11 protein-coding genes are annotated in these 15,844 nt (G+C 72.3%); 3 read left to right on the forward strand and 8 right to left on the reverse strand.

Features of this window, described 5'->3' with window-relative positions; genetic code table 11:
• Positions 1–164 precede the first annotated feature (164 nt).
• On the reverse strand, positions 165–1,442 hold the full coding sequence (locus tag ACFYMM_RS02595) for a hypothetical protein (RefSeq protein ID WP_388383056.1): 1,278 nt from the start codon (positions 1,440–1,442) through the stop codon (positions 165–167).
• 165 nt (positions 1,443–1,607) lie between these two features.
• The gene (locus ACFYMM_RS02600) at positions 1,608–2,402 is read right to left on the reverse strand and encodes a class II aldolase/adducin family protein (protein WP_388383058.1); all 795 of its coding nucleotides are present in this window, start codon (positions 2,400–2,402) and stop codon (positions 1,608–1,610) included.
• Positions 2,403–2,540: 138 nt separating this feature from the next.
• Between ACFYMM_RS02600 and ACFYMM_RS02605 the strand changes: the two genes are divergently transcribed.
• Positions 2,541–3,014, forward strand: a complete 474-nt coding sequence (locus ACFYMM_RS02605) for a pyridoxamine 5'-phosphate oxidase family protein (protein WP_388383060.1) — start codon at positions 2,541–2,543, stop codon at positions 3,012–3,014.
• Between the two features lie 18 nt (positions 3,015–3,032).
• On the opposite strand, the gene guaA is transcribed toward ACFYMM_RS02605, so the two are convergent.
• Positions 3,033–4,613 carry a glutamine-hydrolyzing GMP synthase gene (gene guaA / locus ACFYMM_RS02610; protein WP_388383062.1) on the reverse strand — a complete coding sequence of 527 codons (1,581 nt, stop codon included), beginning with the start codon at positions 4,611–4,613 and terminating at the stop codon, positions 3,033–3,035.
• A gap of 578 nt (positions 4,614–5,191) precedes the next feature.
• On the opposite strand from guaA, the gene ACFYMM_RS02615 reads away from it, so the two are divergent.
• Positions 5,192–5,449, forward strand: coding sequence for a chorismate mutase (locus tag ACFYMM_RS02615; RefSeq protein WP_388383064.1), 258 nt, complete (start codon positions 5,192–5,194; stop codon positions 5,447–5,449).
• Positions 5,450–6,059: 610 nt separating this feature from the next.
• On the forward strand, positions 6,060–7,094 hold the full coding sequence (locus tag ACFYMM_RS02620) for a cell wall protein (RefSeq protein ID WP_388383065.1): 1,035 nt from the start codon (positions 6,060–6,062) through the stop codon (positions 7,092–7,094).
• An 81-nt stretch (positions 7,095–7,175) separates the two neighbouring features.
• On the opposite strand, the gene ACFYMM_RS02625 is transcribed toward ACFYMM_RS02620, so the two are convergent.
• The 5 genes from ACFYMM_RS02625 to ACFYMM_RS02645 form a co-directional block, all read right to left on the reverse strand.
• Positions 7,176–8,990 (reverse strand): GMC family oxidoreductase N-terminal domain-containing protein, encoded by a 1,815-nt coding sequence (locus ACFYMM_RS02625; RefSeq protein ID WP_388383067.1) that lies wholly within the window; start codon positions 8,988–8,990, stop codon positions 7,176–7,178.
• A 52-nt stretch (positions 8,991–9,042) separates the two neighbouring features.
• On the reverse strand, positions 9,043–10,656 hold the full coding sequence (locus tag ACFYMM_RS02630; protein WP_388383069.1) for a succinic semialdehyde dehydrogenase: 1,614 nt from the start codon (positions 10,654–10,656) through the stop codon (positions 9,043–9,045).
• A gap of 127 nt (positions 10,657–10,783) precedes the next feature.
• Positions 10,784–12,292 (reverse strand): protein kinase, encoded by a 1,509-nt coding sequence (locus ACFYMM_RS02635; RefSeq protein WP_388383071.1) that lies wholly within the window; start codon positions 12,290–12,292, stop codon positions 10,784–10,786.
• A gap of 74 nt (positions 12,293–12,366) precedes the next feature.
• The gene (locus ACFYMM_RS02640) at positions 12,367–14,013 is read right to left on the reverse strand and encodes a serine/threonine-protein kinase (RefSeq protein WP_388383073.1); all 1,647 of its coding nucleotides are present in this window, start codon (positions 14,011–14,013) and stop codon (positions 12,367–12,369) included.
• A 27-nt stretch (positions 14,014–14,040) separates the two neighbouring features.
• Positions 14,041–15,843 (reverse strand): serine/threonine-protein kinase, encoded by a 1,803-nt coding sequence (locus ACFYMM_RS02645; protein WP_388383075.1) that lies wholly within the window; start codon positions 15,841–15,843, stop codon positions 14,041–14,043.
• Position 15,844: the final 1 nt, after the last annotated feature.

The raw sequence follows: 15,844 nt of genomic DNA on the forward strand, positions 1-15,844 counted from the left end.
CAATGCCGGATGTTTTTCCGAATCAACGAAGAGTCAGAGGACAGCTGGAGAAGTCGATGAGCCGGATGAGGCTTGTGGTGTTCACGGCGTTCATGGCGTTCATGGGGTTATGGCGTTCCTGGGGACGGTGGGTCACGTGTGGGTGTCCGCGTCCGCGATTTCCCTTATTCCGTCACTTCTACGACGCACCGGTTCGTCGCCGCCCCGGCCGCTGTCACCACCTGGACCTCGACCCAGCCCGGATCCACGTCCGCCGGCACGGGGACGGTCAGGGCGGTGTCGGTGGGGTTGCTGAAGCCGCCGGCGACCGGGACGAGGGGGACATGGACGTGGACCGCGCCGATGCGCACGACCATGCGGGAGAGGCGGTCGGCGGTCTGCGCGCCGGGCGGGACGAAGCCGGTGCCGCGGATCTCGATGTCGTCGCCGGTGCGGATCGGCGCGTCCAGGTCTCCGGCCTCGCGGGCGCGGACCACGGAGAGGATCACCGGACGGCCGCCCTCCGCGTACTTGCCGGCGAGGTAGGTGGCGGCCGAGACCAGCACCAGGACCGCGAGCCCCCAGGGCAGGTCGGGCAGCCGGTCGGGGCGGCGGGCCAGCCGTACGGCGGCGAACAGCAGGGCGACGGCGCTGATCAGGACGTACTGGATGTCGGCGAAGGTGCCCCGGCCGGAGTCGTCGGTCAGCAGGTCGGCGGCGCGCGGCCGGTGGGCGCGCAGCTTCTGCAGCCGCTGGGCGAGGATACGCAGGCCGACCACCCGGCGGACCAGTACGGCGATCGCGCAGACCACGGCGAGGACGGTCACCAGACCGGCGCCCCGGGCGAGTTCGAGGCCGGACACCAGCGCGTCGCGTTCGGTGTGACCGGAGGCGGCGGCGAGGCGGCCCGCGAGCAGCAGCACGGCGTAGGCGACGAACAGCACCCAGGCCGCGGCCACGGTGCGGGAGGTGGACATCCGGTTGTCCTCGCCGATGGCGGGTGCCAGTACCCCGCCGCGCGCCCGGTGCAGCCACGCGGTGGCCGTCACAGCGGCGGCCATCACCAGTGCGGCCAGCAGTCCCGCGGTGCGCGCGCTGCTCCAGCCCGCGCCGACTGCGGTGAGCGACTGGGCCAGCAGCAGCGCGACGACGGCGCCCCACACGACGTAGGCCGTGCGCGGCCACAGCCGGGCGAGCCAGGCCGCGCCCTCCGCGCGGCCGCGTTCGGCGACGGCCTCCGCCTGCTGGGTCAGCTCCTCGGAGACCCACTGGCGGGACGCCTGGGCGGAGTGGGCGACGGCCGCGGGCACGCCCTGCCCGGCCGCGAACTCGTCGCGTCGGCGCAGGAACGCGGCGACGGCCCGTCGGTGCCCCTCACGCGCCCCGTGCGGGCATTCCCCACAGGTGCAGCCGCCCTCGTGGACGCCCGTCTCCGCGCTCTGCCCCGCCTCCCGCACCGCCACGCCCGACGCCCGCCTTCCCCGGAAAACAGCCCACGACAACTCGCCTGCGACGACAGCGAATTGTGCCCTACGACCGCCGTCCATGGGGTCCGCTCCCGGTCGCCACGGGTGAAGCCGGGGGACGCCGTGTTGACCCTGTCCGGGGAGCCGCACCGGGGGGCGCCGCTAGCTCAGCAGGTCCGGTTCGCTTCGGCTGATGTCCTGCCACAGCGGCTGGTAGTTGATCCAGGCCACCAGGTCGCCGCCGAGCTGCTCGCGGGTGGCCACGGCCAGCTTGTGGTCGATGAGGACGGGCCGGCCGGCCGCCTTGGCCATCAGCTGCACCTGGCAGGAACGCTCCATCGACACGAACCACCAGGCCGCCGCGTCCACCGAGTCGCCGACCGTGAGCAGCCCGTGGTTGCGCAGCACGAGCGCCTTGCGCGAGCCGAGCGCGGTCGCGATCCGGCGGCCCTCGTCGGCGTCGACTGCCACGCCCGTGTAGGCGTCGTAGAGGGCGTGGTCCTCGTAGAAGGCGCAGCTCTCCTGGGTGATCGGGTCGAGCAGGTCGCCGAGCGCGGACAGGGCGCGGCCGTGCACCGAGTGACAGTGGGCGACGGCCACGACGTCCGGGCGGGCGGCATGCACCTGGACGTGCACGGTGAACGCCGCCTGGTTGACGTGGTAGCGGCCCTCGATCACCTGCCCGTCCCGGTTGGCCAGGACGAGGTCACCGACCGTGACGTGCCGGAACGGCATCCCGAACGGATTGACCCAGAAGCAGTCGGTGAACTCGGGATCGCGCGCGGTGATGTGCCCGGAGACTCCGTCCTCGAAGCCGAGCCGCCCGAACAGTCGCAGCGCGCCGGCCAGCCGTTCCTTGCGGTGCCGACGCTCGTCGTCCAGCGATTCGTGCATCGGTGGCATCGCGAACTGCAGCTGATCGGTGGGCAGGGGCAGCGGTGGGGTCGGCCCGTGCATGTGTCCTCCAGCACTGGGTGGGTGTACGAGGCGGAAGTTACCGTCGGTCAGCGCAGGAGAACAGGGCTGTTTTGTAAAGATGACGCACGCAGCGGATACCCGACAGAAGATGTCCGGTATCGGCGCCAGACTCGGCGTATGGCATGGAACTGGGCGGCTTTCACCGCCGCCGAACCCGAACTCGCGAGGACCGTGGAAGAGCGCTTCGGCGCCTTCACCCACCATGTCCTCGCCACCGTCCGCAAGGACGGCTCACCGCGCACCACCGGCATGGAGCTCCGCTTCCGCGACGGCGAGCTGTGGCTCGGCATGATGCCGGACTCGTTGAAGGCACTGGACCTGCGGCGCGATCCGCGGTTCGCGCTGCAGGCGAACCCCGGGGAGGGGCAGAGCATGGGCGGCGGGGACGTCCGGATCGGCGGGCGCGCCTACGAGGTCGTCGATCCGGTGGAGAAGGGGGCGTATGTGAAAGAGGTGGAACCGCCGGAGCCGTTCCACCTCTTCCGCACCGAGCTGACGGAGGTCGTGCGGACCAGCGTCGAGGACGACGAGTACCTCGTCGTCCAGATCTGGAAGCCCGGAGAGCCGGTGCGCGCTCTCAGACGGACGTGACCTTCACCGAGGGGAGGCCTACTCCCACTCGATCGTGCCCGGCGGCTTCGAGGTCACGTCGAGGACGACGCGGTTGACGTCGCGGACCTCGTTGGTGATGCGGGTCGAGATCTTCGCGAGGACGTCGTACGGGAGACGGGACCAGTCGGCCGTCATCGCGTCCTCGGAGGAGACCGGGCGCAGGACGATCGGGTGGCCGTAGGTGCGGCCGTCGCCCTGGACGCCGACCGAGCGGACGTCCGCGAGCAGGACCACCGGGCACTGCCAGATGTCGCGGTCGAGACCGGCCGCGGTCAGCTCCTCGCGGGCGATGGCGTCGGCGTCGCGGAGCAGGTCGAGGCGGTCCTTGGTGACCTCGCCGACGATGCGGATGCCGAGGCCCGGGCCCGGGAACGGCTGGCGCTGGACGATCTCCTCGGGCAGGCCCAGTTCCTGGCCGACCATGCGGACCTCGTCCTTGAACAGCTTGCGCAGGGGCTCGATCAGCTTGAACTCGAGGTCCTCGGGGAGGCCGCCGACGTTGTGGTGCGACTTGATGTTCGCCGTGCCGGTGCCGCCACCGGACTCGACCACGTCGGGGTAGAGGGTGCCCTGCACGAGGAACTCCACCGCCGGACCCTCGTCCGCGATGATCTCCGCCTGGGCCTGCTCGAAGACCCGGATGAACTCGCGGCCGATGATCTTCCGCTTCTCCTCGGGGTCGGAGACGCCCTGCAGAGCGGTCAGGAAGCGCTCCTCCGCGTCGACGACCTTCAGCTGTACGCCGGTGGCCGCGACGAAGTCCTTCTCGACCTGCTCGGTCTCGCCCTTGCGCATCAGGCCGTGGTCGACGTACACGCAGGTCAGCTGCGAGCCGATCGCCTTCTGGACGAGGGCCGCGGCCACGGCGGAGTCGACGCCGCCGGACAGGCCGCAGATGGCGCGCCGGTCGCCGACCTGCTCGCGGATCGCGGCGACCTGCTCGTCGATGACGTTGCCGGTGGTCCAGTCCGGGCTCAGGCCCGCGCCCCGGTACAGGAAGTGCTCCAGCACCTGCTGGCCGTGCGTGGAGTGCATGACCTCGGGGTGGTACTGGACGCCGTAGAGCTTCTTCTCGTCGTTCTCGAAGGCGGCGACGGGGACGACGTCCGTGGAGGCCGTGACCGAGAAGCCCTCGGGGGCGGCGGAGCAGGCGTCGCCGTGCGACATCCAGACCGCCTGCTCGGCGGGGGTGCCCTCGAACAGGGTCGAGGAGGCGCGGGAGACGTGCAGGTCGGTACGGCCGTACTCGCGGGCGCCGGTGTTGTCGACCGTCCCGCCGAGGGTCTGCGCCATCAGCTGGAAGCCGTAGCACATGCCGAAGACGGGGACGCCGGCCTCGAAGATCTCGCGGTCGAGGCGGGGAGCGCCCTCCTCGTACACCGACGAGGGGCCTCCGGAGAGGATGATCGCCGCGGGGTTCTTGGCGAGGATCTCCGCGACCGGCATGGTGCTCGGCACGATCTCGCTGTAGACCCGCGCCTCGCGGACGCGACGGGCGATGAGCTGGGCGTACTGCGCGCCGAAGTCGACGACCAGGACGGTGTCGGGGGTGGCGGCAGCGGTTGTCGCTGATGACACGGGGTGCCTTCCGGCGGTCGGGCGGGGGTCTGTGGTACCGATTCTAGCCGGGTGGCCGCGGAGGCCTCGCCCTCCCGGGGCGCGGTGCCGAAGACCGAGGGCCGAAGACCGAGGGCCGGGTGCCGGGTGCCGGGTGCCGGGTGCCGGGGCAGGGTGCCGGGGCAGGGTGCCGGTTGCCGGGTGCCGGGTGCCGGGTGCCGGGGCAGGGTGCCGGGGCAGGGTGCCGGTTGCCGGTTGCCGGGGCAGGGTGCCGGTTGCCGGATGCCGGATGCCGGATGCCGGATGCAGGTTGCCGGGGGCCGGTTGCCGGGGCAGAGTGCCGGGGGCCGGGGGCCGGGGCAGGGTGCTGAGACAGGGGCGGGGCGAGGGGATCGGGGCGTGGCATACTTGGCGCCATGTTCGCGCAGACGACCTTCCTCTTTACCTATGGTGACCGGCCCGCCGGCTGCCATGGTCGTGCTGCTTGAGCTGATCGCCAAGCGACTTCCCAGGCGCCCCGGGCCGACAAGGCCCGGGGCGCCTGGCGTTTCCCGGTTCTGTCGTCCCAGGGGTTGCCGCGTCCGACGAGGAGCCCCGACATGACCGCCACCACGCCCGAACAGACCATCTCCGACGCCCGGCAGCGCATCGACGCGCTCGACGACCGGATCATCGGTCTGATCCAGGAACGGATGGCCGTGTCCGCCGTGATCCAGGAGACCCGGATCACCTCCGGCGGGCGGCGCGTGCACCTGTCGCGGGAGATGGAGATCCTCGACCGCTACCGGCAGGCACTCGGCAAGCCGGGCACGCCGCTCGCCATGACGCTGCTCGAACTGTGCCGTGGTCGCATCTGAGTTCGTTCGCCCTCTCACCCGTACGGTGCGTGACCGCCCGGCGCACCGCTTCGTTGGTACCGGTGTCCGTGCCAGCCAGGGGCGGGCCCGACAGAACCACGCGTGGCTCACTGGAGCGATGAGACGCACGGATCGTGCCGTGCGTCGTGGGACCTCGTTCCAGGGAAGTGACCGGACGGCAGGGGACAGCAGCCCGGTCATCCAAGAGAACGGTCGGCCCCGGGGACGCCCGGGGTCGGCCGACGGAAAAATTAGAAAAATGCAGAAGTGGTGGGTCAAACGGTTGCGGAGGCCGCGCCGATCCAGCACCATGCGTGAAAAGCCCACACGCCATACACCCACAAGCCATACCCAAGCGGCGCAACCCCCCCGGCGCCGCTCCAGGCACCGGCGATGCCCTGACGTCGGTGCTGACTGAAGGAAGAGCCCCGCGAACCGGAGTCCAGTCCGGTTCGCGGGGCTCTTCGCAGCTGTGACTCAGGCCACATGAGAAGCCTGCGAATTCCGGTGCAACCCTTTACCGACCTCGGTGATCAAACCTGCCGACTCAAGAAAACGGTAAGACACCCTGTGCCGCCCGCAGCGGCGCACCGGACTCCCCGAGGTCTTCATGAAGCTTCGCCGTGCCATGGCCACAGCCGCCGCGACGGCCGTCATAGCGCCCCTCGCGCTGCTGTCCGCCCCCGCGGCGTTCGCCGACGACTCCGCCTCCCCCACGCCCGTCGAGAGCGTGACCAGCGACGCGCCCACCGAGATCCCGAGCGACTCGCCCTCCGCCTCACCGTCGGACAGCACCGCACCGTCGGACTCCGCCTCCCCGACCGACAGCACCGCACCGACCTCGCCGGCCCCGAGCGACAGCGCCGGCCAGTCCGCCTCGCCGTCGCCGTCCGAGCCCTCCGCAACGGCCGAGCCGAGCGAGGACCCGTCGGACCCCGACGTCCCCTACTGCGAGGACCTCGACCAGGACTTCCGCAACGCCAAGGTGTCCGCCGGCATCAAGGGCCTGCCGGGCAAGATCGTCGCGGGTGACGGCTTCCACGCGTTCAAGCTCGTCGTCACCAACGAGTCGAAGACCACCGTCGACGGCGTCGCCTTCTACGCCGAGGTCGAGAACTACGAGCTGGACCAGGCCAAGTACCTGAGCCCCTACGTCGACCTGGAGTTCAAGAACCCCGCGAACGGCCGCTGGGACCGCATCGGCACCGACGACTGGGCCGGGGACTACTTCTTCTACGTCGACCACCTCAAGCCCGGCGCCGGCAAGTCGATCGACCTGCGTGTCAGCATCGACTCCAAGGCCCCGGCCGGTGACGCCTACTCCTTCGGCTCCGGCGCCTACCTCGACAAGGTCAAGGGCCAGGACTGCATCGCCGAGGGCTGGGCGCAGTACGACTTCACGGTCCTGAAGCCCGGTTCGACCAACCCGGCCCCGGGCAACGCCGTCCCGAGCGACAAAGGCACCAAGGACTCGGTGAAGAAGCCGCAGGGCAACGTCTCCGAACTGCCGACCGGCAACCTCGCCGCGACCGGCTCCAGCGACGCGCTGCCGACCGTCGGCCTCGTCGGCGGAGTCGCCGTCGTCGCCGGCGCGGGCGCGGTGTTCGCGATGCGGCGCCGGAAGTCCGGGGCGGCCGACGCGTAAGCGAGCGGCGACGCCTGACGGACGAGAAGGACCTGCGCTCGGAGGGGGGCGCAGGTCCTTCTTGCTCGTCCGCCGCGGGCGTCACTTCTTCGGCGGCACCGCCGGCATCCCGAGGAACGGCAGCCGCAGCGCGCCGAACGCCTCAGCCGGCACCGCCGGATTGCGCGGCTCCACCGGCTTCAGCCGCTCGTACGCCGCTCCCTGCGCCGGACGCGGATCGTCCTCGCCCTTGTTGGGCCAGTACGACATCGCCCGCTCGGCCTGCGCGGTGATCGTCAGCGACGGGTTGACGCCCAGGTTCGCCGAGACCGCCGAGCCGTCCACCACCGATATGCCCGGGTGGCCGTAGAGCCGGTGGTACGGGTCGATCACGCCGGTGTCGGGCGAGTCGCCGATGGGGCAGCCACCGAGGAAGTGCGCGGTGAGCGGGGTGCCCATCAGCTCGCCGACGTTGCTGCCCGCGAAGCCGTTGATCTCGGCGGCGAGCGCGGTGGCCGCCTCCGAGGCCGCCTTGATCTGCTTGGGGTTGGGGGCGCCGTGGCCCTGCCGGGCGGTGAGCAGGCCCTTGCCGACGCCGCCGGGCTTCAGGAACGTCGTCAGCGAGTTGTCCAGCGACTGCATCACCAGACCGATGATGGTCCGCTCCGACCAGCGGCGGTTGGACAGCGAGCGGGCGACCAGCAGCGGGTGCCGGGCCGCGTTCGCCAGCCAGGCCAGGGCGCGCGAGGAACCCTCGGCGTAGGGCACCTGGAGGATGGACAGGCCGCCCATCGCGTTGGAGCCCTTGCCGTAGCGGACGGGCTCGATGTGCGTGTTCTCGTCCGGGTGGATGGAGGAGGTGATCGCCACGCCCCGGGTGAAGTCGGCCCGCGCCGTGCCGTGGGCCTTGCGGTAGCGCCGGTCGTCGGTCTGCGCGCCCACCAGCGCCTCGGAGTTGGTGCGGGTCAGGTCGCCCAGCCGGTCGGACAGGTACGGCAGTTGACGGCCGGCCTTCATCCGGTGGAGCAGGGTCTGAGTGCCGTAGGTCCCGGCCGCGAGGACGACCCTTCGTGCGGTGAGGATCCGGCCCTCGGCCTTCTTCTTCCGGTCCGTCGGCAGGGTCGCCACCGCGTACCCGCCGCGCGAGTCGTCCGTGACGGAGACGACCGTCGTCATCGCGTGGACCACCGCGCCCGCCTTCTCGGCCAGGTACAGGTAGTTCTCGTTCAGGGTGTTCTTCGCGCCGTGCCGGCAGCCCGTCATGCACTCGCCGCACTCGGTGCAGGCGTTGCGCGCCGGACCCGCCCCGCCGAAGTAGGGGTCGGCGACCCGCTCCCCCGGCTTGGCCCTCGCCTGCCCGTCGGCGTCCTCACCATCGCCGAAGAACACCCCGACCGGCGCCATGTGGAAGGTGTCGCCGACGCCCATCCGCCGCGCCGCCGCCCGCAGATGCACGTCGGAGGGGGTCATCGTCGGGTTCAGCCGTACGCCGAGCATGCGCTGGGCCTGGTCGTAGTACGGCTTCAGCTCCTCCTGCCAGTCGGTGATGTCCCGCCACTGGGGGTCGTCGAAGAAGGCCTTCGGCGGGACGTAGAGGGTGTTGGCGTAGTTGAGCGAGCCGCCGCCCACGCCCGCGCCGGCCAGCACCATGACGTTGCCCAGCAGATGGATGCGCTGGATGCCGTACATGCCGAGCTTCGGGGCCCAGAGGTAGTTCCTGAGGTCCCAGGAGTTCTTGGGGAGGGTGCCGCGGGTGAAGCGGCGGCCGGCCTCCAGGACGCCTACGGTGTAGCCCTTCTCGCTCAGGCGCAGAGCGGTGACGGAGCCGCCGAAGCCGGAGCCGACGACGATGACGTCGTAGTCGTAAGCGCCGTCGCGAACGTCGTCGGAAGCATCGTCGTAAGCGTCCTGGGACACGTGCTCTCCTCGTTGAGAACGGGTGCGGTTTCTCGTTGAGAACGGGTGCGGTCTACCGGAACCGGAACGCCTTCATGAGCCGCAGGCTCCGGCTCATGAAGGCCGCGTACTTCTCGTCGTCCATCCCGAGCGAGGGCGCCATCGGAAGCAGGCGCTGCTGGGCGACCGTCTGCGCCTCCGTGTACTTGAGGATGCCCTCCGAGCCGTGGCGGCGGCCGAGCCCGGAGTCCTTCATGCCGCCCATCGGGGACTGGACGCTGCCGTAGGCGGGGGCGTAGCCCTCGTTGACGTTCACGGTGCCGGTGCGCAGCCGGGCGGCGACCTCACGGCCCCGGCCGCCGTCCTTCGTCCACACGGACGAGTTCAGGCCGTACGGCGTCGAGTTGGCGTGCTCGATCGCCTCGGCGTCGGTCTTGAAGCGGTAGACGGAGACGACGGGGCCGAAGGTCTCCTCGGTGCAGACGGCCATCGGCTCGGTCACGCCGTCGAGGATCGTCGGCTCGAAGAAGTACGGGCCGATGTCCGGGCGGGCGACACCGCCGGCGACCACCTTGGCGCCCTTGGCGACGGCCTCCTCGACATGGCGGGTGACCGTCTCCAGCTGGCGCTCGCCGACCAGGGATCCCATGTCGGCGCCGTAGGCCAGGGACCTGCCGAGGCGCATGGCCTTCGTGCGGGCGGCGAAGCGCTCCAGGAAGGCGTCGGCGACCGCCTCGTGGACGTACAACCGCTCGATGGAGATGCACAGTTGGCCGGCGGAGGAGAAGCAGGCGCGGACGGCTCCGGCCGCCGCCTTCTCGATGTCCGCGTCCTCCAGGACCAGCATGGCGTTCTTGCCGCCGAGTTCCAGGGAGACGCCGACCAGACGTGCGGCGGCGCCCTGCGCGACCTCGCGGCCGGTGCGGGTGGAGCCGGTGAAGGAGACGTAGTCGGCGTGCCGGACGACCTCCGGGCCGACGACCGGTCCCTCGCCGAGCACCACCTGGAAGACGCCGGCCGGCAGTCCGGCCTCGATGAGCAGGTCGCGGGCCCACAGTGCGGTGAGGCAGGTCTCGGTGTCGGGCTTCATCACGACCGCGTTGCCCGCGACGAAGGCGGGCAGGGCGTCGCCGACGGAGAGTTCGAGGGGGTAGTTCCAGGGGGCGATCTGGCCGACGACACCGCGCGGGTGGCGCAGTTCGGTGACCTTGGTGAGGGTGGGGATGGCGCCGGTGTGCCGCTTCGGCTTCAGGTAGGCGGCGGCGCGGCGGCCGTAGTGCCGGGCGGCCACGGCGACCGCCTGCACCTCCTCGTGGGCGTGCAGCCGGGCCTTGCCGGTCTCCAGCTGGACCAGGTCGAGGACCTCGGCCTGCCGCTCCAGCAGCAGGTCGTGGAAGCGCAGCAGCACGGCGGCCCGCTCCCGTACCGGCGTCCTCTCCCACACGGCCTGCGCGGTACGGGCGGCCTCGAAGGCCTTGAGGACGTCCTCGGGGGTGGACTCGGGCAGGTCGGCCAGCTTCTCCCCGGTGAAGGGCGTGTGGTTGGCGGTCCGGCCGGAGCCGACGACACCCCTGGTGAGCTGGGCGACCAGCTCCGGGGTGACCACGTCGGCGGCGGTACGGGCCCCTTCCGGGGCGGGGGCGAGGGGATTCGTGCCGGTGATGACCGGGGCCTGCGAGTCCGTCATGAGGCGCAGGGTATGCCGGACCGGAAGCTTTGGGTACCCGTCGGTAACGGGGATTCACCGACTGCGCACACAACGCCAGCGATCACTGGCAGGGAATGCGCTGATCAGGGCGTTGTGGGGCGGACGATCACTCCGCTTCGGGTTTTTTCGCGAGGAGCAGCCCGAGTACGGCGGCGGGGGTACGGCGCCGGGGGCGGGCGGTGGCGGGCCGGGGGGCAGGGGGTGGTCCGGGTTCCCCGCCCGCCGCCTCGGGGTCTGTGGTTGCGGGCGCGGGTTCCGGTGCCGGTGCGCGCTTCGGTTCTCGCGGGGATACGTCGATGCCGGCGAGCGCCCCCAGCAGCGCCGCGGTCTCCTCCGCGTCCGGCCGTGCCTCCGGTTCCGGCGCCAGGAGGCGGGCCAGCACCGGTTCCAGGGGGCCCGCCCGCCCGGGGCCGACGGCGGCGCGCAGCAGCGCGCCCAGCGACCAGAGGTCGGAGGCGGGCCCGGCACCGCGGCCCGAGGCCCGCTCGGGCGCGACGAAGGCGACGGAGCCGCGCGCGTCCGCCGGGATCACACCCTCCGAGTCGTCACCCGCCGCGTCCGCACTCTCCAAGCCCGCCCCCGTCGAGCCCGCACCCCGCCAATCCGCACCCCGCGAGACCGCGCGCCTCGAATCCGCACCCTCCGAGCCCACGCCCCGCGAATCCCCAGCCCCTGAGACTGCGCCCTCCGAGACTGCGCCTCGCGAGTCCACGCCCTCCGAGCCCGCACCCCGCGAGACCGCGCTCCGCGAGTCCACGCCCTCCGAGCCCGCACCCCGCGAATCCGCACCCTCCAGGATCACGCCCCCCGAGTCCCCGCCCCGCGAGACCGCGCTCCGCGACTCCGCACCCTCCAAGCCCGCACCCCGCAAGCCCGCGCCCCGCGAGACCGCACCCTCCAAGCCCGCACCCCGCAAGCCCGCGCCCCGCGAGACCGCACCCTCCAAGCCCGCACCCCGCGACTCCGCGCCCTCCAAGCCCGCGCCCCGCGACTCCGCACCCCGCGTATCCACGTCCTCCGCGTGGGCCTCCCCCGCGTCCACCTCCTGCGCGTGCGCCTCCTCCGTGTGCGCGTCGCCGATGCCGAAGTCGGTGAGGACGACGCGGTCGGTGCCGGACTCCAGGAGGACGTTGGCGGGCTTGATGTCCCGGTGGACGATGCCGACCGCGTGCGCCGCGCGCAGGGCACCGAGGACGGCGAGGCCCACACGGGCCGCCTCGGCCGGGGCGAGGGTGTCGCGCCGCAGCGCCTCGTCGAGCGACTCCCCCTCGATCAACTCCATGACGATCCAGGGGAGTCCGTCCTCGGGAACGACCTCGTGGATGGTGACGGCGCTGGGGTGGTGCACCCGGGCGGCGGCGCGGGCCTCGCGGTAGAGCCGGTGCGCGGTCCTGCGGCGTTCCTCGTCCTCCGGGTCGTCCGGATCCCCGGGGAGCAGGGGCTCCTTGACGGCGACGTACCGCCGCTCCCGCTCGTCGAGGGCCCGCCAGACGGTGCCGGCCGGGCCGGAGCCTATGCGGTCGGCCAGCCGGTAGCGCCCACCGACCAGACGTCCACCGGTCACCGGTTCATCGAACAGGCGTCCGTCAGGCGGGTGTTCGCCGTCTTCGCTCATGTCTCATCTGTACCGTGCGCACCACGCCCTTGTCGAAGTGACCAGGCAGGGAGCACCACCGCGGTACCCGACGGCTACCTGGGCGCGAACGTGTCGACGGCGACGTCGAAGTACTCCCGTGCCTCGCGCACCTTGCCCACCGGCGCCGAGACCCACACGTCGTACATCCGCCCCGACTCCTGCCAGCACAGGTCGTAGGTGTGCCGGGGCCCCTCCGTCGCGCTGAAGCCGTTCCAGCTGAACTCCCAGAGCGCGGCGGGGTGTCCGGCGTGCGTGGTGTCGGTGACCCGGCCGTCGTGGTAACCGGGGTTCGTGCTCGGTCCGTCGGCGGCGGCCCGGCGCATCACCGCGGCGGGGCCGCCCGTCTCCGGGTCGGCGACCTTGATGCCGAGGCGGAAGGTCTCCCCCGGCGACAGGTAGAAGACCCGCTCCCCCTGCGGCTCACGGGTGAAACCGTCCGGGACGGCGAGGGAGAAGCCGGCCGGGTCCTGGGCGGTGTGGTAGCCCGAGGGGGCGGTGTGGGTGTCGGCCGCCGTGGAGGCGGTCGGGGCCGTGGGGGACGTCGTCGTGGCCGTCGGGGAGGGCGTGGCGCTCGTGCCGATCCGGGACGTGGGGCCGGCCGCCGGACCGCCGGGTGCGCCGCCACCCCCGTCACCGCCCCGGTCCACCAGCAGCGCCGCCGCCGACACACCCGCCCCGGCCATCGCGGCGGCGAGCAGTACGGCGATCAGGACACCGCGCGGGGAGGTGCGGGAGGGAGGCCGCTCCGAGGCGGCCGTGACGGGCGTGGCCGGTGTGGCAGGTGTGGCCGGCCCCGGCGGTACGGGCGGCGGTGTCCGGCGGGGGACGTCCCGCTGGGTGGGGGTGTACGACACCGGGTCCGCCGTCCGTCCCGTCTCCAGGAAGCCGCGCAGCAGCCGCTCCGCCTCCGTCGCGTCCAGCCGCCGGTCGGGGTCCCGCTCCAGCAGGCCGAGGATGACGGGCAGCAGCGGCGCGGCCTGGGCGGGGGGCCGGATGTCGTCGGTGACGACGGCGTGCAGGATGCCGCCGAGCGAGTCCCGGCGGAACGGCGACGCGCCGCTGAGCGCCGTGCACAGCAGCGCGCCCAGCGACCACAGGTCGGACTCGGGCCCGGTCCGGGAGCCGGACATGCGCTCCGGCGCGGTGTACTCGGGTGAGCCGACGAAGGAGCCGGTCTCGGTCAGCGTGGTGGCACCGGCCACCTGGGCGATACCGAAGTCGGTGAGGACGACCCGGTCGGTGCCGGACTCGACCAGGACGTTCGCCGGCTTGATGTCGCGGTGCAGGACACCGGCCGCGTGCGCGGTGCGCAGGGCGCTGAGCAGGGCGATGCCGATCCGCGCGGCCTCGGTGGCGTCGACCGGGCCGCGCCGGGAGATCCGGTCGGCCAGCGAACCGCCGTCGATCAACTCCATGACGATCCACGGCCGTTCGTCGTGCTCCACGACGTCGTGCACGACGATGATGTGCGGATGGCTCAGCTGCGCGACCGCCCGCGCCTCGCGCAGGGTGCGGTCATGGTGCCGGCGCGCGTCCTCGGCGGAGAGGGAGTCGTCCTGGGCGATCTCCTTGACCGCCACGTCGCGGCCGAGCAGTTGGTCGTTCGCCCGCCATACGACACCCATCCCGCCGCGTCCGAGCCGCGTCTGAAGACGGTAACGGCCCGCGATCACACGGAAGTCGTCGCCCTCGGTCCCCATGGGCCCATCATGCCCCACGGGCGGTCGTCACTCGGAGGGCGGCTGCCAGCTCCGCAGCACCCACTTGAACTGCTTGTCGGTCTTCGCCCAGTCCTTGGCGGGCGTCGACATGTAGATCGCGTACTCGACGCCGGTCCGGGAGAAGTACGTCTCCTCGATCGCGTGGCGCGGCCCGGGCACGTACGGCGGGTCCTTCTTCAACGCGGTCCACGTGTACTCCCACAGGGAGCCCGGCCGGTCCCGGTAGATGTTGGCGCCCAGGGCGACCCGGTGGTAGCCGACCAGCCGCTGGAGCTGCTGTTCGAGGTCCTGCTGGTGCGGAAAGGGGCCGGGGAAGTCGGGTGAGGTGTCGATGGCGATGCGGACGAAGTGCCGGCCGTTGTCGGGCGAGTAGTCGATCTGCTTGAGGTGGCCCTCGATCCCGTACACCTTCCGCTTCCACTCCTTGCCGGGCAGGGAGAGCCCGAAGCCCAGCGGGTCCTTCACCTGGACCCAGCTGTCCGGAATGGCGCCGTCCGGGCTGGGAGTACCGGCGGTCGTGCTGGCGGGGGCCGGTGCGGCTCCGGACCCGGTGGCGTCCTGCTGCTGCCCGGGGTACAGCTTCTGCCAGGCCACCGCGGCACCGCCGCCGACGACGGCGGCGAACGCGACGACCAGGGCCAGCGTGCGCAGACGGCGGCGGGGGCGGGAGGGCGCCGGGCGCTGCGCGGACCCCGGGCCGGTTGTGGAACCAGCCGTGGAACCGGTTGTGGAGCCCGCCGGCGGTGGACCCACCATCGTCGGACCGGCCGTCGGTGAGCCCACGGCGGTCGGCGCGGTCGCGGAGTGGCGGGAGCCGGGGACGGAGGTGCCGTTCGCGTACGCCCCGGAGGCGTACGAACCGGACGCGGCCGAGGCGGATCCGGAGCCGGACGTGGCCGGGCCGGAGGCGTACGGGCCGGATCCGTACGAACCCGACGGGTCCTGGCGCGAACCGCTGTGCTGCGTCGGTACGTAGGCCTGCGCCTCGCTGGGCCGCCGTCCCTCCGCCGCCTCGGCGAGCATCCGCTCCGCCTCCTCGGCGCCCGGCCGGTGGGCCGGGTCCTTGCGCAGCAGGGCGGTGATGACGGGCCCGAGCGAGCCGGCGTGGGCCGCCTCGGTGGCGTCCTCCTCGACGACCGCCTGCATGGTGCTCAGCGGCGAGGTGCGGCGGAACGGCGAGCGGCCCTCCACCGCCGTGTACAGCGTCGCGCCCAGCGCCCACAGGTCGGAGGAGGGACCCGGGTCGTGGCCGCGGACCCGCTCGGGCGCGAGGTAGTCGACCGAGCCGACGACCTCTCCGGTGCGGGTGATGGTGCTGTCGCCCTCTATCTGGGCGATGCCGAAGTCGGTGAGCAGCACCCGGCCGTCCCGGCCGAGCAGGACGTTGCCGGGCTTCACGTCCCGGTGCAGTACGCCGGCGGAGTGCGCGGCGCGCAGCGCCCGCAGCACCCACAGGCCGATGCGCGCGGCCTCCCGGGCCTCCACCCGTCCGCGCTCCTTGACCGTGTCGGCCAGCGAACTGCCCTCGACCAGTTCCATCACGATCCACGGACGGCCGTCGTGTTCGAGGACGTCGTGCACGGTGACGACGGCGGAGTGGTTGATCCGGGCGGCGGCACGCGCCTCGGCCCGGGTACGGGCGAGCAGGACGGTCTTGTCGCTCTCGGAGACGTAGAGCGCGGCGGTCAACTCCTTGATGGCGACCGTCCGGTGCAGCACCTCGTCGTGGGCGCGCCACACCCGGCCCATGCCGCCGCTGCCGATGGAGTCGGCAAGTCGGTAGCGGCCCGCGATGAGCAGGCCCTGCATC

Origin of the sequence: Streptomyces sp. NPDC006739, from assembly GCF_042869815.1 — a bacterium.
Taxonomy (GTDB): Bacteria; Actinomycetota; Actinomycetes; order Streptomycetales; family Streptomycetaceae; genus Streptomyces.

Excerpts from the sequence above, each read along its gene's own strand:
- ACFYMM_RS02620 (WP_388383065.1), top strand. The coding sequence starts at position 6,060 with ATGAAGCTTCGCCGTGCCATGGCCACAGCCGCCGCGACGGCCGTCATA.
- ACFYMM_RS02605 (WP_388383060.1), top strand. The coding sequence starts at position 2,541 with ATGGCATGGAACTGGGCGGCTTTCACCGCCGCCGAACCCGAACTCGCG.
- ACFYMM_RS02615 (WP_388383064.1), top strand. The coding sequence starts at position 5,192 with ATGACCGCCACCACGCCCGAACAGACCATCTCCGACGCCCGGCAGCGC.
- ACFYMM_RS02645 (WP_388383075.1), bottom strand. The coding sequence starts at position 15,843 with ATGCAGGGCCTGCTCATCGCGGGCCGCTACCGACTTGCCGACTCCATC.
- ACFYMM_RS02630 (WP_388383069.1), bottom strand. The coding sequence starts at position 10,656 with ATGACGGACTCGCAGGCCCCGGTCATCACCGGCACGAATCCCCTCGCC.
- ACFYMM_RS02640 (WP_388383073.1), bottom strand. The coding sequence starts at position 14,013 with ATGGGGACCGAGGGCGACGACTTCCGTGTGATCGCGGGCCGTTACCGT.
- ACFYMM_RS02635 (WP_388383071.1), bottom strand. The coding sequence starts at position 12,292 with ATGAGCGAAGACGGCGAACACCCGCCTGACGGACGCCTGTTCGATGAA.
- ACFYMM_RS02600 (WP_388383058.1), bottom strand. The coding sequence starts at position 2,402 with ATGCACGGGCCGACCCCACCGCTGCCCCTGCCCACCGATCAGCTGCAG.